The sequence below is a fragment of the Brevundimonas sp. LF-1 genome (genome assembly GCF_037055305.1).
Classification (GTDB): domain Bacteria; phylum Pseudomonadota; class Alphaproteobacteria; order Caulobacterales; family Caulobacteraceae; genus Brevundimonas; species Brevundimonas sanguinis.
Map to the genome: position 1 here is coordinate 786476 of NZ_CP146349.1, position 17013 is coordinate 803488.

Below are 17013 nucleotides of genomic sequence, written 5' to 3' on the forward strand. Positions count from 1 at the left end.
TCTGGGCCGCCAGGGCGCGGCGGGCCTTGGCCTGCGGACGGCTGGTCACATAGGGCTCGCCCAGGCGCGGCAGAATCTCAGAGGCGAAGCCGGGGCCGTCGTCGACGATGTCGATCTCGATCCATCCCGCATCGACCACGGCGGTCAGTTGCACCCGCGCGGTGGCGAAGTCGGCGGCGTTTTCGACTAGGGTGGACAGGCCGTGGACGATCTCGGGCAGGCGGCGCACGCGCGGCACGGGCTGGCCGGGCGGCGCCTTCACGGCGATGTCGAAGTCCAGATCAAAGCCCCGATGCGGCTGGGCCACCTCTTCCAGCAGGGCCTTCAGATCGATGTCGGCGAACAGGGCGTCGCCTTCTTGGGGCTGGGCCGACAACTGCTTCAGGATGGCGCGGCAGCGCTCGGCTTGCTGCAGGATCAGGCCGGCGTCCTCGGCGGCGGGACTGCCGGTGGGGGCGTCCCGCAGCATCTCCTTGGCGACGACCTGTATGGTGGCCAGGGGCGTGCCCAGTTCATGGGCGGCGGCGGCGGCCAGACCGCCCAGGGCCGCCAGCCTCTGTTCGCGCTGCAGCACGTCCTGCGTGGTGGCGAGGGCCAGCTCCAGCTTGTCGGCGTCGGCCGCCACCTTCCACGCATAGCCGGAGGTGAACAGCACCCCGGTCACCAGCGCCAGCCCCAGCCCCAGACGGTAGAGGCCCGGCAGCTCCAGATGCTCATGCAGGCGCCACGGCAGGGGCAGGGACCAGGAGAACAGGAAGCCCACGGCGATCAGGGCCATGACGCCCAGAATGACCGCCTGCCGCGCAGGCAGGGCCGCCGCCGCGATCGTCACCGGCGCGACCAACAACAGGCAGAAGGGGTTGGCCAGACCGCCGGTCAGAGCCAGCAGCGTCGCCAGCTGCAGGATGTCGAAGCCCAGCTGCGCGGCGGTTCTCGGCCCGTCCGGCAGGCTGCCGTCGATGCGCCGCGCCCGCGCCATCGTGGCCAGGTTCATCGCCACGCCCGCGCCGATCACCGTCAGGCACTCCCATAACGGCAAGGGGAAATGCAGGGCGAAATAGGCGGTCAGGATGGCGCTGGTCTGGCCGATCACCGCCAGCCAGCGCAGCACGATCAGGGTGCGCAGCGACAGGCCGCGCCCGCGCCGGGGCAGTTCGGGCAGACCGGCCAGTTCGCCGCCCGCCTGGGCCAGGAGGTGCAGCGGGGCGTGCGGCGGTATGGGGGCTTCTGTCGGGCTCACCCCTCTTCTATAGACCGCGCGAGGGGCGGCTGCACGGTACGCCGTGTCGCGCCCGCCCGATGATCCGCGTCGTTCTCGCCTAAGGAGAGGCCATGCCCCGCCGTCCCGTCATCCTGTTCGCCGCCGCCTGCGCGGTCATCGCCCTGGCGCTGGGCCTGATCACCATGGTGGTCGTCGGCGGTCGGCAACAGGCGGCCCAGACGACGGATTCAGCGACGGGCCAGCCCCTGGTCGGCGGCCCCTTCACCCTGACCAATCAGGACGGCCAGGTCGTCGATGAGAAGATTCTGGAGGGCAAGTGGAGCCTGGTCTTCTTCGGCTTCACCTATTGCCCCGACTACTGCCCGACCACGCTCGGCGTGCTGAACGCCGTGCAGGAACGGATGGGCGACAAGGCCAAGGACCTGCAGATCGTCTTCATCAGCATCGACCCTGAGCGCGACACCCCGCAGATGCTGAAGGACTATCTGTCGTCGGACGGCTTCCCCGACGGCGTCATCGGCCTGACCGGCACGCCGGAACAGGTGGCCCAGGTCGCCAAGGAATACCGCGCCTTCTATCAGAAGGTCGGCGAGGGCGAGGGCTACACCATGAACCACGGCCTGACCGTCTATCTGATGGGGCCGGACGGCAAGTTCCGGAGCGCCGTCGCCCATGACCTGGGGCCCAGCCGCACCGTGACCCTGATCGAAAACGCGATGGAGAAGGGCTGATCACCTTTGCCTGAACGCGGCGCGGCCGGGCTTTTTGCAGCGCATCATCCTGTATGATCGGCGATCCGCATCGGCGGGGGCCGCACTCGGGGTTTCATGCTCTACGCTTTTCACGAGCTCGCCTACCATTCGGCGACGCCGTTCCGGATCGGGGCCCAGATGGCCCGGCAGTTCTGGACCTCTCCGCTCAATCCGGCGGCGGACACGGCGATCGGCCGCACCGCCTATGCCGCGGCCGAGGTGTTCGAAAGCCTGACGCGCCGCTACGGCAAGCCGGACTGGGGCCTTGAGACGATCGAGATCGACGGCAAGCCCGTGCGCACCACCGAACAGGTGGTGTGGTCCTCGCCCTGGTGCCGCCTGGTGCGGTTCGCCCGCAACATCGGCGACCTGAAACGCGCGGGCCGCCCCGCCGCCGCGCCCGCCGTGGTGATCGTCGCGCCGCTGTCGGGCCACTACGCCACCCTGCTGCGCGGCACGGTCGAGACCTTCCTTCAGGACCACGACGTCTATGTCACCGACTGGGCCAACGCCCGTCAGGTGCCGATGCTGGAAGGCCGTTTCGACTTCAACGACTACATCGACCATGTGCGCGACATGCTGGCCGCCGTCGGCCCGCGCGCCCATGTCGTCGGCGTCTGCCAGCCGGGGCCGCCGGTGCTGGCCGCCTGCGCCGTGATGGCCGCCGAGGACGACCCGAACCGCCCCGCCTCCATGACCTTCATGGGCTCGCCCATCGACGCCCGCCTGTCGCCGACGGTGACGAACCAGCTGGCCGAGGAAAAGCCCTTCACCTGGTTCAAGTCGAACATGATCCACACCGTGCCCCTGCCCTATCCGGGCGCGGGACGGCGGGTCTATCCCGGCTTCGTCCAGCTCTACAGCTTCATGTCGATGAACGAGGACAAGCACGTCGACGCCCATCGCCGCTATTTCGACGATCTGGTGGCGGGCGACGGCGACGGCGTGGAAAAGCACGAGCAGTTCTACGACGAATATCTGTCGGTGCTGGACCTGACCGAAGAATTCTATCTCCAGACCATCGACATCGTCTTCCAGCAGCACCTGCTGCCGCGCGGCCTGTTGCAGCATCGCGGCCAGACCGTCGATCTGACGGCCATCAAGGATATCGGCCTGGCCACCATCGAGGGCGAGATGGACGACATCTCGGGCGTCGGCCAGACCCAGGCGGCGCACGGCCTGACGCCCAACATCCCCGACGACCGCCGTCTGCTCTACGTCCAGCCCAAAGTCGGCCACTACGGCGTCTTCAACGGCCGCCGTTTCCGCGAGGAGATCTATCCCCGCGTGCGCGATTTCATCGCCAGCAACGAAGCCCTCAGTGTCGTACCGGAACGGTCAGCGTCTGCCGCTTGAGGGCGGCGGCGCCCTGAGGCTGTCGGTCAATCCGCGCGCGCGGCGGCTGTCGATCCGCATCGACGCCCGCGCCGGCGAGGCCGTGGCCGTGGCCCCCAGCGAGCGGCGCCTTGGCGAGGTCGTCGCCTTCGCCCGCACCAAGGCCGGATGGATCGCCGAACGGCTGGCCGCGCGGGTCGAGACCCTGGCGTTTGAACCCGGCGCCGTCGTCACCTGGCTGGGCCGTCCGGTGCGGCTGGAGGCGAGCGGCGGCGCGGGCGCCGCGCGCCTGATCGAGACGGACGAGGGGCCTGTGCTGCGTTCAGGCGGCCAGGGCGAGGCCTTCTCTCGCCGCATCGAGAACTGGTTCCGCCGGGCTGCGCGCGACTTCCTGACCGAACGCACGCAGGTCCACCTGAAGAGCCTGGGTCAGGGACCGGTGAAGGTGTCCATCGTCGACACCCGCTCGCGCTGGGGCTCGTGCAGCCCGCACAACCGCTCGATCCGCTACTCGTGGCGCGTCATCATGGCCCCGCCCGCCGTGGCCGACTACCTGGCCGCGCACGAAGTGGCTCACCTGGTCCACGCCGACCACAGCCCGGCCTATTGGGCCGTCGTGGCTCGACTGATCGGGGATCATCGCCCGCACCGCCGCTGGCTGCGCGACCATGGCGCGGCGCTGCACGCCGTGGGCGGGTAAGGAGGCCCTTCTCCCCTTGAGGGAGAAGGCGGCAGGCGCAGCCTGACGGATGAGGGGTGCGAGCGCAGCGGCTTTAGCGGCTGTCGCACCGCCCGATCGCTAGAACTTCAGACACCGCGCTGACACCCCTCATCCGAGCGCCTCCGGCGCCCACCTTCTCCCTCAAGGGGAGAAGGGCGTTACTCGCGCATCGCCCTGAGCGCGCCCAGACGGGCGAAGGCCAGGGTCAGCGCCTTGCGTCGCGCGGGGGCCAGGGGCGTCGCCGGCGCCTCGCGCAGCACCGCCCCGCCAAAGCCGTCGGCCACGATCAGGCCCGGCTCGTCCGGCAGCACGCCCTCCGGGAACTCCGGGGCCACGGCGAAGTAGAAGGCGTCGCAGAACGGCCCGTACTCCTGCCATTTGCGGTCGACGCGATAGTCGTCGATACCCGACTTCACCTCGCAGATGACGATGTCGCCCTTGGGTCCAAGGGCCATGACGTCGGCGCGCCGCCCATTGGGCAGACAGACCTCCAGCAGAGGCGCATAGCCCATGTCGACCAGCAGCCGAGCGGCCCCTCGCGTCACCGAGAGGGTGGTTTCGGGGCGGCTGAAGACCAGTTCGAGGTGAAGCGCGGCGGCGGCCATGCGCCTTTATGTTCCCGTTGCGTTCCTACCGCAAGCGCTGCCGGTTCGCCCGCCACTGCTCGCGCGCCTGACCCCACAGATTGACCTTGTGCTCGTGGAACGGCGGGGGATCGCGCCCGGCCCGCGATTGGTCGAGCCCAGCCGCTCGGCCAGCTTCTCCGAGGCGCGGTTGTCCGGGTCGATGCAGTGGATGACGTCGGGCCACTCCAGTACGTCGAAGGCGTAGTCCATGGTCGCCGCAGCCGCCTCGAGCGCATAGCCCTTGCCCGTGGCGTCGCGGTGCAGGCTCCAGCCCACTTCCCGGCCCGGCCAGTCATAGGGGTGCAGCGGCCCGATCCGGCCCATCCACAGGCCGGTCGCCTTCTCGATCACCGAGAACATGCCCTCGCCCTGCAGCGCCCACATGCCCGCCACCGAGGCGATGGCGCGCCAAACCTCGTGCCTGGACTGCACCCCGCCGATGAAGCGGGTCGTCTCAGGGTCGCTCATGAAGTCGGCCCAGCGCGGGAAGTCCTCCAGCGTCGGCGGGCGCAGGAACAGGCGCTCCGTCTCCAGCGTGGGGCCGAGGGGCGAGGTGGGACGCTCGATCACAACAGATACTCCCGCTCCAGGGTGTAGACGCTGCCGTCGCCGGTCAGGACGCTGGAATAGAGGCCGAAGCGATCCACGCGGATCGGCGGCGACTTCAGCAGATTGTGCCCGGCGATCCAGGCGCCGATGCGGTCGGGGTTCGCTTGGGGCTTCAGATAGGCCAGGGTGACGTGCGGCCGGTATTCGCGGTTCTCCGGCGGGACGCCCGCGCGCTCGCCGGCCGACCGGCAACGCCCGGCCAGGACGTTCAGCGGTTCGGACCGCTCCAGCCCGGCCCACAGGGTGTGGCTGCGATGGGCGTCGCCGAAGGCGCCGACGCCGTTAAGGGCGATCTCGAACGCCCCCGCCCTCGGCGCGGGTCAGCTCGGAGGCCAGGTCGTCAGCCGTGCGCTCGGACGCCTCGCCATAGAAGGCCAGGGTGACGTGCAGGGCGTCCAGCGGCCGCCAGCGGGCGCCGGGCAGGCCGGACTGCCGCCGCGCCAGGGTCTCGGCGACGTCCTCGGGAATGGCGATGGCGGTGAACAGACGTAGCATGCGACCCTTGGTAGCGGGCGGAACCGCCGGCCGGAAGCCCGCTTTTTCTTGCATGGACGCCCCGGCGTGCCGATATTTGAGCCAAAGGTCGGGACCATCCCGGCCGAATGGGAGACTTCTTTCGCGATGAGCGATTTCAACAACGGCTATGCGCGCCCGCTTCCGCAGTCGGCGGACATGTCCGTCGACGCCGGCCTGCGCGCCTTCATGCTGGGCGTCTACAACAAGCTGGCGATCGGTCTGGTCGTCGCCGGCGTCCTGGCCTACGTCACCGGCAACGTCCCCGCCGTGCAGCAGCTGCTGTTCGCCCGCATGCCGGACGGCCGCATCGGCCTGACCATGCTGGGCATGATCATCCAGTTCTCGCCGCTGGTCATGCTGTTCGGCTCCATGTTCTTCATGAAGAACCCGACGGCCAAGGGCGTGAACATGCTCTACTGGGCCGTGGTGGCCACCATCGGCGCCGGTCTGGGCGTGCTGTTCCTGCGCTATACGGGCGGTTCGCTGGCCTCGACCTTCTTCGTCACCGCCGCCGCCTTCGCGGGTCTGAGCCTGGTCGGCTACACGACCAAGAAGGACCTCAGCGGCATGGGCACCTTCCTGATCATGGCCCTGATCGGCCTGATCCTGGCCATGCTGGTCAACGCCTTCCTGGTGAAGTCGGGCATGTTCGGCCTGGTGATCTCGGGTCTGGGCGTGCTGATCTTCTCGGGCCTGATCGCCTATGACACCCAGCGTCTGAAGATGACCTACTACGCCCTGGGCGGCGACAAGAACGCCATGGGCGTGGCCACGGGCTTCGGCGCCCTGAGCCTGTTCATCAACTTCATCAACCTGTTCCAGTTCCTGTTGGCCTTCATGGGCGGCAGCCGCGAATAGAGGCTTTTTGAATGCGCTATGGCCGTGACGCGGTCACGGCCGACTTGAGCGTCGGCCTCAAGCAGCCCGAAGGGCGATAGGCCAAGAAAGAATGAGGCCCCGACGGCGACGTCGGGGCCTTTTCTTTGGAATTGGCACCATTGCCTCCGTCATCCTCGGGCTTGACCCGAGGATCGAGCCACGCTGCGTCCTCGACCGTCTATGCCTCGCGCGAGGACAACCCGATCCTCGGGTCAAGCCCGAGGATGACGGCGGAGAGAGGGGTTGAGGCTGACGGCAAGGAGAGGTCGAGGACGAGGGGCGAGACCGTCCTAGTCCACCACCGTGAACTTCCGGCTGTCGAAGACGCGCAGCACCTGGGCCAGATCGCGGCCGCGTTTCAGCACATGGCCGCCCTCGCCGATTACGGCCCACTGGCCCTGTTTCAGGCGCAGGGCGGGGCGTTTCTCGATGCGATAGACGGGCGCGTCGCCGTGGCGGCGGAAGACGGCGAACTCGGCGTGCTCCCTGGCCCCGGCCATGGCGTAATCGCGCCATTCGCCCGCCGCCACCATCCGCCCATAAACCCGCAGCATCTGGTCCAGTTCGCGGCGGTCGAAGAAGACGGGACCAGCCTGCGGCTGTGCGTGCGAACTGTCGGCGTCGAAGCTCATGACGTCAACTTAGGCCGACGGCGGATAAACGCCAGCGTCAGCACTCACTTGTCACCCGCCGCGCGCCCGTCCAAAAGGCGGATCAAGTTCTAGATACGGAGACGAACCCATGGCGACGAGCGAAGGCTGGGACATGCCCACCGGCGAACTCATGAAGGGCAAGAAGGGCCTGATCATGGGGGTGGCCAACTCCAACTCCATCGCCTGGGGCATCGCCTCGCAACTGGCGGCGCAGGGCGCCGAGCTGGCCTTCACCTATCTGGGCGAGGGTCTTGAGCGCCGCGTGCGTCCCCTGGCCGAAAGCGTCGGCGCCAAACTGCTGATCCAGGCCGACGTCACCGACGACGCCTCGATGGACGCCGCCTTCGCCGAGCTGGAGAAGGAGTTCGGCACGATCGACTTCGTCGTCCACTCGGTGGCCTTCGCCAACAAGGACGAGCTGAAGGGCTCCTTCGTCGACAACACCACCCGCGACAGCTTCCTGCTGGCCATGAACATCTCGGCCTTCAGCTTCGTCGACGTGGCCAAGCGCTCGGCCAAGCTGATGCCCAACGGCGGCTCGATGATCACCCTGACCTATCTCGGGTCCGAACGGGTCATCCCGAACTACAACACCATGGGCGTGGCCAAGGCCGCGCTGGAAGCCGCCACCCGCTACATCGCGCGCGATCTCGGTCCGAAGGGCATCCGCGTCAACGCCATCTCGGCGGGCGCCATGCGCACCCTGTCGCTGGCGGGCATCGCCGGCGGGCGCGGCCTGCACTCCAAGTCGGCGCAGTTCTCGCTGATCAAGGAAGAGACCTCGATGGAAGGCGTCGCCGGCGCCGCCCTGTGGCTGTGCTCGGATCTGGGCCGCTCGACCACGGGCGAAGTCGTCCACGTCGACGCCGGCTTCCACGCCGTCGGCCTGCCGGACGACATGGAGGGCTGAACCCCCGACTTCATGCGAACACAGAGGGCCGTCGGGCGAACTGGCGGCCTTTTTTGCATCTCCTCCACTACCCGCTCATCCCGGCTGACGCCGAGATGAGCGGAAGATAGGTTTCCGCTTTCGACACGCCGCCGCCCGGCCTAGCTTGGGCGCATGAGTTCCGCGAGCCTGCCTCCTCCCGCCAGTTTTTCCGCCGCCGCGGTGGCCACCGTCGTCGGCTTCGGCGGCACGGTCGCCCTGATCGTTCAGGCGGGACAGGCGATGGGCGCGTCGCCCGGCCAGATCATCTCCATGGTCACGGCCCTGTGCCTGGGCATCGGCCTGCCCGGCGCGGTGTTGAGCTGGCGACTGAAGATGCCGGTCGTGCTGGCCTGGTCGACGCCAGGCGCGGCCCTGCTGGCGGCCTCGACGCTGGGCCTCGGCTGGTCGACGGCCGTGGGCGCCTTCGTCATCGCCGGGCTGATGATGGTGCTGACCGGGCTGGTCCCGGCGCTGGGACGGCTGGCCGAGCGCATTCCGGCGGCCATCGCCTCGGCCATGCTGGCGGGGGTGCTGCTGCCTTTCTGCCTCAAGCTGTTTCTCGTGTTCCCGACCGATCTGATGCTGGCGGCGGGACTGCTGCTGGTCTTTCTGGTCATGCGTCGGCTGGCGCCCGCCTGGTCCCTGCCCGCCGTTCTGGTCGTCGCCTTCGCGGTTCTGACCGTGCGCGGTCAGGTCGCCCTGCCCGAGGGAACCGGCCTGTTCGGCGCCCTATCGCCGGTCATGCCAGCCTTCGACTGGAAGGCGGCGGTCAGTCTGGCCCTGCCGCTGTATCTGGTGACGCTGGCCTCGCAGAACCTGCCCGGTCTGGTGGTGCTGAGGGCTGCAGGCTACGCCCCGCCCGCCGGAAAGCTGATCTTCTGGGGCGGGCTGACCAGCACGCTTCTGGCGCCTTTCGGCGCACACGGCGTCAATCTGGCCGCCATCACCGCCGCCATCTGCACCGAGCCGGACGCCCACCCTGACCCCGCCAGACGCTGGACCGTGGGGGTGATCTACGGCCTGTTCTATCTGGTCGTCGCCCTGTTCGCGGCGCCGCTGGCGGGCCTGTTCATCGCCATGCCGACCGGCGCGCTTGCCGCCATCACAGGACTGGCCCTGATCGCGCCCCTGACCGGGTCGCTGGGCGCCATGATGAGCGAGGTCAAGAATCGCGAGGCGGCCGTGCTGACCTTCGCCGCCACGGCGTCGGGCATGGCGCTGTTCGGGGTTGGTTCGGCCTTCTGGGGCCTGGCGGTCGGCTTCATCGCCCTGGCGGCGCGTCGCTGGATTGGCGCGCGCTGAACACCCGGCGACAGGGATAGCGGTCGCGAACGCGCAGCCCGAAGAAGCGCCCCTTGGACGACGCCTGCGCCAGACCCTTGGCCACCTCCGGCGGCACGTCGTCGTAGTCGTAGACGGCGCCCGAGACGAAGGTCAGCCGCAATCGACGGGCGGCCTCGTCATAGCGGAAGCGGCGGATGACGCTGGACGGCATAAGGGGAGAACGGCCAGCCGGCGTCTCGGCTCCCCCTCACGCACCCGTGTTCGGCGGGGCATTGACGAGCGAAGCGACTATGTCAGCTTGACCTTGGGCCGACTGGGGCCTGCGAAGTGAGGCGATCATGGCGCACAAGTTCGAGGTCTACCAAGACAAGGCCGGCGAGTTCCGCGTCCGGTTCAAATACAACTCGGAGGTCATTTTCTCGACCGAGGGCTATTCCGACAAGTCGGGCGCCAAGCGGGCCATAGAGTCGATCAAGAAGCACGTCGGCGACGCCCCGACCGAAGAAGTCTAGGTCGGGCGGGGCCGCGGCGTCGCGCCCCCGCCTCCATTTACGATCGCGCCGGGATCTCCAGCCCGCGCTGCACCGCCGGACGCGCTAGGCCCCGCTTCAGCCAGGCGCCGACGCGCGGGAAGTCGGAAAAGCCGACCAGATCGCCCGCCTCATAGAAGCCGATCAGGTTGCGCACCCAGCCGAGGATGGCGATGTCGGCGATGGTGTAGTCGGCGCCCATGATCCAGTCGCGACCCTCGAGCCTTCCCTCCAGCACGCCCAGCAAGCGCTTGGACTCGGCGACGTAGCGATCGCGCGGCCGCTTGTCCTCGTACTCGCGCCCGGCGAACCGGTGGAAGAAGCCGAGCTGGCCGAACATCGGGCCGATGGCCGCCATCTGGAAGAAGACCCACTGCAGCGTCTCATAGCGCGCGGCCGGATCGGCGGGCAGGAAGCGCCCCGTCTTCTCGGCCAGATAGACCAGGATGGCGCCGGATTCGAACAGGGGCAGCGGCTTTCCGCCCGGGCCGTCGGGATCGATGATGGCGGGGATCTTGCCGTTGGGGTTCAGCGACAGAAACTCCGGCGTCCAGGTCTCGTCCTTGCCGATATCGACCAGATGGGCCTCGTAGGGCAGACCCAGCTCCTCCAGCAGGATCGACACCTTCACCCCATTGGGCGTCGGCAGCGAATAGAGCTGCAGCCGGTCCGGATGCTGGGGCGGAAACTGACGGGTGACGGGGAAGGCGGACAGGTCGGCCATGGAACGCTCCGGCTGGTGTGACCCTGCCCATGTCGGGAGCCGTAAGACGATCCGCAACCGTCCATGCGGCGAATGTCCGTGCCTCAGTCTTCGTCGCGGTCGCTGACTTCGGTCGGGCGGACGATGCGCAGCCAGCCTTCGTTGATGTGCAGTTCCGGCGCCGCCTCGCGGGTGAAGGGCAGGTACCAGGTCGGGCCGCCCTCGGCCGGGGCGATCTCCAGCATGTCGTCGGCGCCGAAGTTCTGGACCGACTTGACCTTGCCCAGCACCACGTCGGCCGGATCACGCCCCTCCAGGCCGACCAGGTCGGTCAGGTAGAACTCGTCCTCCTCCGGCTCCGGCAAGGCGTCGCGCGTGACGAACAGCTTCTGGCCGCGCCGGGCGTCGGCCTCTTCCTTGGTCGCGATTTCCTTGACCCGCGCCACCACGCCCGCCTTGTCCGGCCGGGCCGAGATCAACGTCAGCGCCGGCTTGCCGTCGGCGCCCAGCAGCGGCGAATAGCCGACCAGGGCCATGGGGTCGGCGGTATAGGCGCTGATGCGCACCTCGCCCTTCACGCCGAAGGCACCGCCGATCTGGCCCACCAGGATCAGTCTGTCTTCGCTGCTCATACCGGGCTCCGTTTACCGATGCGATGGGGTCCAGATAGCAGAAAAGCAGCGCCCCGAAAGGACGCTGCTTTCCCGTTTCAACCGGCTGCAGCCGGATGAAAAGTAAGGCTTAGGCCTGCTCTTCGGTCGCCTCAGCGGCGGCTTCGGCAGGCGCTTCAGCGGCAGGGGCTTCTTCAGCCGGAGCTTCTTCCACGGCCGGAGCGGCGGCAGCGGCGGCGGCGGCTTCAGCGGCCTCGGCCTTGGCGGCGGCTTCGGCTTCCAGGCGATCGGCTTCGCGCTGGGCGCGCTCGGCGGCGCGTTCCTGGGCCTTCTTGCCCGGCTCGGCCTTCTTCGGGTTGTTGCCCTGGACCCACTGGACCTTGCCGGCCAGCGCTTCGTCCTGGCTCTGGCTGATGAAGCGGGCGACGCGGTCGGTCGGCTGGGCGCCCTTGGCGAGCCACTCGGCGATGCGGTCGGCCTTCAGGACGATGCGCGGGGTGGCGCTGTCCTTGGGCAGCATCGGGTTGTAGCTGCCGACGCGCTCGATGAACTTGCCGTCGCGCGGAGCGTGCGAGTCGGCGATGACGATGTGGTAGTAGGGGCGCTTCTTGGCGCCGCCGCGGGACAGACGAATCTTCAGCATTTTCAGTCTCTTTCTAGAAAGGCGTTAGTTCTTTTGGGGAAGCCCGGCAGACCCGGAAGGCCCCCGGAAGTTGTCCGCCGCCCAGACCCGCCAGGCGGTCATGAATGGCTTTCATTTCATCGGCCGAGGGTTCCGGCATCTTGCCGCCGCCCAGGGCCTTCAAGCGGTTCATGTCCGGACCGCCGCCGCCCATGCCGGGCAGGCCGCCCATCATGGAGGCCATTTTCTGCAAGTTCTTGCCGCCGCCCTTGGACAGGGACTTGACCATGTCGGCCATCTGCCGGTGCTGCTTCAGCAGGCGGTTGATGTCCTGGACCTCGACGCCGGCGCCCTTGGCCACGCGCTTCTTGCGGCTGGCGTTCAGCAGGTCCGGCTTCTTGCGCTCGGCCTTGGTCATGGAGTTGATGACGGCCAGTTGGCGGTCGATCATCTTGTCCGAGACGTTGTTCTCGGCCATCTGGTTCTTCAGCTTGGCCACGCCGGGCAGCAGGCCCATGATGCCCTGAAGACCGCCCATCTTCTTCATCTGGTTCAGCTGGCCCGCCAGGTCGTCCAGGTCGAACTGACCCTTGGCCAGCTTGCGGGCCATCTTCTCGGCCTTGGCCTGGTCCAGCTCGCCCGCGGCCTTCTCGACCAGGGCGACGATGTCCCCCTGACCCAGGATGCGGCCGGCGACGCGGCGGGCGTCAAAGACGTCCAGCGCATCGACCTTTTCGCCCGCGCCCAGATATTTGATCGGCAGGCCGGTGACGGCGCGCATCGACAGCATGGCGCCGCCGCGCCCGTCGCCATCGGCGCGGGTCAGCACCAGACCGGTCAGCGGCAGGCGTTCGTGGAAGGCGGCGGCGGTGCGCACGGCATCCTGACCGGTCAGGCTGTCGGCGACCAGCAGGGTCTCGACCGGCTTGGCGATCTGCGCGACCTCGGCCACCTCGTTCATCAGCCCTTCGTCCAGGGTGATGCGGCCGGCGGTGTCGAGGATCAGGACGTCGAAGCCCTGCAGCTTGGCCGATTGCAGCGCGCGGCGGGTGATCTGGACCGCGCTCTCGCCCGCCACGATGGGCAGGGTCGCGACCTCGATCTGCTGGCCCAGGGTGGCCAGCTGCTCCATGGCCGCCGGACGACGCGTGTCCAGCGAGGCCATCATGACCTTCTTCTTGTCGAACTTCGACAGGCGCAGGGCCAGCTTGGCCGAGGTCGTCGTCTTGCCCGAGCCCTGCAGACCGGCCATCAGCACGACGGCGGGCGGGGTCGCATTGGTGTTCAGCGGAACCGGCTCTTCGCCGCCCAGCATGTCGACCAGGCCGTCATAGACGATCTTGATGACCTGATCGGCGGGCTTGACCGCGCGGATGACGTCTTCGCCCGTCGCAGCCGTCTTGGCGCGGGCGATGAAGTCCTTGACCACCGGCAGGGCGACGTCGGCCTCGAGCAGGGCGACGCGGACCTCGCGCAGGGCCTCCTCGACATCCTTTTCGGACAGGGCGCCGCGCCCGGTGATCCGGTCGAAGACGCCTGTCAGCCGCTCGTTCAGAGCCTCGAACATTCAAACCCTTTCATGCGCCTGGGCCTAAAGCCTCCGTGAGCAGCGCCCATAGGCGGGCGACCTCTGCGAACGATCACGTCGACAGAGGCCCTCTCCCGCCTCGTCCTGAAGAAAATCAGGGGTCGTGCGGGTGGAGGCGCAGGTTCAATTGCGCCGGAAGTCGCGGCTTATGGCGGAAAAGCAAGGCGATGTCGACTCCGTTCTCAAGACGAAAGGCGACCGCTCAGGGGTTGGCGCGTTGCTTCGTGGACTAGCGCACCGGGATCACCCTGATACGGTTTCGCTTCCGGCCTCGCCCTTGAGAGACAATCCATGAGCCAGACTTCGGAATTTCCCCACGACCGCCTCCGCGATGAGGTTCGGCTTCTGGGCGCCCTGCTGGGCGAGGTGATCCGCGACGAGGGCGGACAGGCGCTCTACGACCGGATCGAAGCCGTGCGAAAGGCGTCCGTCGCCTATCACCGCGACCCGGCCTCGGACGATGCTTCGGAACTGGAGCGTCTGCTGGGCGACCTGTCGCTGGATCAGGCCATCGGCCTGACGCACGGTTTCGCCGCCTTCTCCCTGCTGGCTAATGTCGCTGAGGACCGAGCCGGCAAGCGCCGCGCCCAGGCCCAGGCCGAGGCGGGAGAGCGCGCGGACACCCCCGAAGGCGTGCTTAAACGACTGGCCGAGACGGACGTCGACAGGGGCGCGGTGCGCGACCTGCTGAGCCAGGCCCTGATCTCGCCGGTGCTGACCGCCCACCCGTCCGAGGTGCGCCGCAAGAGCGTCATCGACCGCACGGCGGCGGTCGGCGAACTGCTGGACGGCTGCGACCGCGCTGGGATCGCCTGCGATCCCGAAACGCTGAAGGCGGCCCTGCGCCGTCAGATCGTCATCCTGTGGGCCACGCGGCTGACGCGGGCCTCGGCCCCGGTGGTGCAGGACGAGATCGACATCGTGGTCGACTGGCTGCGGCGCATCTTCCTGCATGTCGCCCCGGCCCAACTGGCCGAATGGCGGCGCCTGCTGGAGCCCGACCTGGCGCCCTTCGTGCGCATCGGCTCCTGGGTCGGCGGCGACCGCGACGGCAACCCGAACGTCGACGCCGACACCCTGCGCGCCGCCTTCCGCAGTCAGGCCCGCGCCGCGCTCGGCTTCTATATGGACGAGGTCCACGCCCTGGGCGCCGAGCTCAGCCTGTCCATCGACCTGACCCGCGTCACGCCCGAACTGGCCGCCTTGGCGCAAGGCTCGGGCGACGCCACCATCCAGCGCGCGGACGAACCCTATCGCCGGGCGCTCAGCCAGATCTACGCCCGTCTGTCGGCGGCCTATCCGGCCCTGACCGGCGAGCCGACGCCGCGCCCGGCCCGATTTAAGGCTCCGCCCTACGACGGGCCCGACGCGTTTCGCTCTGATCTGAACATCCTGCACGACAGTCTGGTGAAGACCCACGGCGCCGTCTTCGCCGACGACCGGCTGACGCGGCTGATCACGGCGGCGGACGTGTTCGGCTTCCACATGGCGACGCTGGACCTGCGCCAGAACGCCGACGTGCATCAGCGCGTGGTCGCCGACCTGCTGAAGGTCGCGGGCGTCTGCCCCGACTACGCCGCCCTGGACGAGACGGAGCGCCTGGCCGTGCTGGCGCGCGAGCTGACCAGCCCGCGCCCCCTGTTCTCTCCGTATGCGGACTATGCCCCCGAGACGCTGAAGGAGCGCGCCATCCTTCAGGCCGCCGCCGAGGCTCTTTCGACGTTCGGCCCGCAGGCGATCCGCACCCACATCGTGTCCAAGACCGACGCCGCTTCGGACATGCTGGAGGTCTATCTGCTGCTCAAGGAAGTCGGCCTCTACGACCCGGCCGACGCGGCCGCCTGCCCCATCCAGGCCGCGCCCCTGTTCGAGACCATCGACGACCTGCGCGCCGCGCGAGACACGCTGGAGCGGGTCCTTGCCGAGCCGTCGGCCCGCGCCGTGGCCGAGGCGCGCGGGGTGCACGAGGTGATGATCGGCTATTCCGACAGCAACAAGGACGGCTCCTACCTGACCTCGGGCTGGGAATTGCACGAGGCCTCGCGCGCCCTGCTGGAGGTCACGCGCGCGGCGGGGTGCGGCTGCAGCTGTTCCATGGGCGCGGCGGCGCCGTGGGGCGCGGCGGCGGATCAAGCTTCTCGGCCGTGCTGGGCCAGCCCGCCGGGACGGTCGCGGGCCGCATCCGCGTCACCGAACAGGGCGAGGTCATCGCCAACAAATACGGCGAGCCTGAGGTGGCCCAACGCAACCTCGACGCCCTGACCTGCGGGACGCTGCTGGCCTCGCTGGGGCCGCAGTCCGACGCAGGCTACAGCGCGCGCTATGGCGAAACGGCGGCGCGCCTGTCGGCCGCCTCGATGAAGGCCTATCGCGCCCTGGTCTATGACACGCCCGGCTTCGTCGACTATTTCCGCGCCGCCACGCCCATCGCCGAGATCGCCGACCTGAAGATCGGCTCGCGCCCGGCCAGCCGCACCGCCTCGCCCGCCATCGAGGACCTGCGCGCCATTCCGTGGGTGTTCAGCTGGTCGCAGTCGCGGGTCATGCTGCCCGGCTGGTACGGCTTCGGCTCGGCGGTTCGGGGCGAAGACCCGGCCGAACTGCGCGCCATGGCCGAAACCTGGCCCTTCTTCCGCACCGTCATCCAGAACATGGAGATGGTCATGGCCAAGGCCGATATGGCTGTCGCCCGCCGCTACGCCGGCCTGGTCCCCGACGCCGTCCTGGCCGAGCGCATCTATGACGCCATCCGCGCCGAATGGGACCGCACCGTCGCCGCCGTCCTGTCGATCACCGGCCAGGACGCCCTGCTGGGCGGCCAGCCCGAACTGGACCGGCTGATCCGCCAGCGGATGCCTTATGTCGAGCCGCTGAACCATGTTCAGATCGAGCTGATCCGCCGCCGCCGCGCAGGCGACGACGACCCGCGCGTCAGCAACGGCATCCTTCTGGCCATCAACGGCGTGGCGGCGGGCCTCAGGAACAGCGGCTGAGCAAGGCCGCCTTGCGGCCCTCAGATGACGCGCCGGTAAGGTGACCCATTCTTATGCGAGCGTCGCAAATCAGCCCTTGAACGAACTCCGTTCCGCTGGAAACGCCGCGTGATCTCCCAGCCGTCGTCGCCGCAGCGCGACTTTAAAAAGGTTGGAAGCCCATGCTCAGGATCATTTGTTCAGCCGCCGTTCTTTTGGCCTCGGTAGGAGTCGCCTCGGCGGACAGCCGCCTCGCCATCGATGTCCGTGACCTGGCTTCGCGGGAAGGCGCAGCAGCCTTCGACCGCGACGTGATGCGCGCCGCCCGGCGTCTCTGCCAGAGATACAGCGGCGTCGCCCGCATCCGCTGCCTGGGCGGCGTGCGCGACGAGGCTCTGGAGAAACTGCCGCAGTCGGCCCGGTTGACCTATGCGCAGGCGCGCGCACGGGCAGGATGAA

The 17013-nt window shown here is 68.6% G+C and carries 14 protein-coding genes and 5 pseudogenes; 9 read left to right on the forward strand and 10 right to left on the reverse strand.

Annotation, left to right across the window (positions count from 1 at the left end; all coding sequences use genetic code 11):
* Positions 1-79 precede the first annotated feature (79 nt).
* Positions 80-1240: pseudogene (locus tag V8F63_RS04170) on the reverse strand (ActS/PrrB/RegB family redox-sensitive histidine kinase); the annotation flags it as partial.
* Between the two features lie 92 nt (positions 1241-1332).
* Here V8F63_RS04170 and V8F63_RS04175 point away from each other — a divergent pair.
* The 3 genes from V8F63_RS04175 to V8F63_RS04185 all read left to right on the forward strand — a co-directional run bounded on the left by V8F63_RS04175 (position 1333) and on the right by V8F63_RS04185 (position 4009).
* Entirely contained in the window at positions 1333-1953 is a 621-nt protein-coding gene (locus tag V8F63_RS04175; protein ID WP_392354603.1) for an SCO family protein, read from the forward strand.
* 96 nt (positions 1954-2049) lie between these two features.
* Entirely contained in the window at positions 2050-3330 is a 1281-nt protein-coding gene (gene phaZ, locus V8F63_RS04180; RefSeq protein ID WP_392354604.1) for a polyhydroxyalkanoate depolymerase, read from the forward strand.
* Positions 3296-4009: a M48 family metallopeptidase gene (locus V8F63_RS04185; protein WP_025976327.1), complete on the forward strand. Its 714-nt coding sequence runs from the start codon at positions 3296-3298 to the stop codon at positions 4007-4009. The genes phaZ and V8F63_RS04185 overlap by 35 nt, the downstream gene beginning before the upstream one ends.
* A 179-nt stretch (positions 4010-4188) precedes the next feature.
* Here V8F63_RS04185 and mmcB read toward each other — a convergent pair whose 3' ends face one another.
* From mmcB to thpR, 3 genes and pseudogenes are all read right to left on the reverse strand, one after another.
* The gene (mmcB, locus tag V8F63_RS04190; protein WP_025976328.1) at positions 4189-4635 is read right to left on the reverse strand and encodes a DNA repair putative endonuclease MmcB; all 447 of its coding nucleotides are present in this window, start codon (positions 4633-4635) and stop codon (positions 4189-4191) included.
* A gap of 25 nt (positions 4636-4660) precedes the next feature.
* Positions 4661-5226, reverse strand: a pseudogene (locus V8F63_RS04195) (GNAT family N-acetyltransferase).
* A pseudogene (gene thpR / locus V8F63_RS04200) lies at positions 5223-5760 on the reverse strand (RNA 2',3'-cyclic phosphodiesterase). The pseudogenes V8F63_RS04195 and thpR overlap by 4 nt, the downstream one beginning before the upstream one ends.
* A gap of 126 nt (positions 5761-5886) precedes the next feature.
* Here thpR and V8F63_RS04205 point away from each other — a divergent pair.
* Positions 5887-6639, forward strand: a complete 753-nt coding sequence (locus V8F63_RS04205) for a Bax inhibitor-1/YccA family protein (protein ID WP_025976331.1) — start codon at positions 5887-5889, stop codon at positions 6637-6639.
* A gap of 311 nt (positions 6640-6950) precedes the next feature.
* Here V8F63_RS04205 and V8F63_RS04210 read toward each other — a convergent pair whose 3' ends face one another.
* Positions 6951-7292: a DUF2794 domain-containing protein gene (locus V8F63_RS04210; RefSeq protein WP_392354605.1), complete on the reverse strand. Its 342-nt coding sequence runs from the start codon at positions 7290-7292 to the stop codon at positions 6951-6953.
* Between the two features lie 133 nt (positions 7293-7425).
* On the opposite strand from V8F63_RS04210, the gene V8F63_RS04215 reads away from it, so the two are divergent.
* Together V8F63_RS04215 and V8F63_RS04220 are read left to right on the forward strand one after the other, a co-directional pair.
* The gene (locus V8F63_RS04215; protein WP_167309551.1) at positions 7426-8223 is read left to right on the forward strand and encodes an enoyl-ACP reductase; all 798 of its coding nucleotides are present in this window, start codon (positions 7426-7428) and stop codon (positions 8221-8223) included.
* Positions 8224-8376: 153 nt separating this feature from the next.
* On the forward strand, positions 8377-9546 hold the full coding sequence (locus tag V8F63_RS04220) for a benzoate/H(+) symporter BenE family transporter (protein ID WP_392354606.1): 1170 nt from the start codon (positions 8377-8379) through the stop codon (positions 9544-9546).
* On the opposite strand, the gene V8F63_RS04225 is transcribed toward V8F63_RS04220, so the two are convergent.
* Complete coding sequence (locus V8F63_RS04225) at positions 9506-9739, reverse strand: KTSC domain-containing protein (RefSeq protein WP_134581884.1); 234 nt, start codon at positions 9737-9739, stop codon at positions 9506-9508. The two genes, V8F63_RS04220 and V8F63_RS04225, sit on opposite strands and share 41 nt — an antisense overlap.
* A 127-nt stretch (positions 9740-9866) precedes the next feature.
* Here V8F63_RS04225 and V8F63_RS04230 point away from each other — a divergent pair, with 127 nt between their 5' ends.
* Positions 9867-10040: a DUF1508 domain-containing protein gene (locus V8F63_RS04230; RefSeq protein ID WP_082891494.1), complete on the forward strand. Its 174-nt coding sequence runs from the start codon at positions 9867-9869 to the stop codon at positions 10038-10040.
* Positions 10041-10077: 37 nt separating this feature from the next.
* Here V8F63_RS04230 and V8F63_RS04235 read toward each other — a convergent pair whose 3' ends face one another.
* From V8F63_RS04235 to ffh, 4 genes and pseudogenes are all read right to left on the reverse strand, one after another.
* Complete coding sequence (locus tag V8F63_RS04235; RefSeq protein WP_025976335.1) at positions 10078-10782, reverse strand: glutathione S-transferase N-terminal domain-containing protein; 705 nt, start codon at positions 10780-10782, stop codon at positions 10078-10080.
* An 83-nt stretch (positions 10783-10865) separates the two neighbouring features.
* Positions 10866-11393 carry a ribosome maturation factor RimM gene (gene rimM / locus V8F63_RS04240; protein WP_313633711.1) on the reverse strand — a complete coding sequence of 176 codons (528 nt, stop codon included), beginning with the start codon at positions 11391-11393 and terminating at the stop codon, positions 10866-10868.
* Between the two features lie 109 nt (positions 11394-11502).
* Complete coding sequence (gene rpsP / locus V8F63_RS04245; protein ID WP_025976337.1) at positions 11503-12015, reverse strand: 30S ribosomal protein S16; 513 nt, start codon at positions 12013-12015, stop codon at positions 11503-11505.
* Positions 12016-12142: 127 nt separating this feature from the next.
* A pseudogene (ffh, locus tag V8F63_RS04250) lies at positions 12143-13561 on the reverse strand (signal recognition particle protein); the annotation flags it as partial.
* A gap of 312 nt (positions 13562-13873) precedes the next feature.
* On the opposite strand from ffh, the pseudogene ppc reads away from it, so the two are divergent.
* Positions 13874-16575, forward strand: a pseudogene (gene ppc, locus V8F63_RS04255) (phosphoenolpyruvate carboxylase).
* Between the two features lie 161 nt (positions 16576-16736).
* Entirely contained in the window at positions 16737-17012 is a 276-nt protein-coding gene (locus tag V8F63_RS04260; RefSeq protein ID WP_392354607.1) for a hypothetical protein, read from the forward strand.
* The last annotated feature ends 1 nt before the right edge of the window (position 17013 follow it).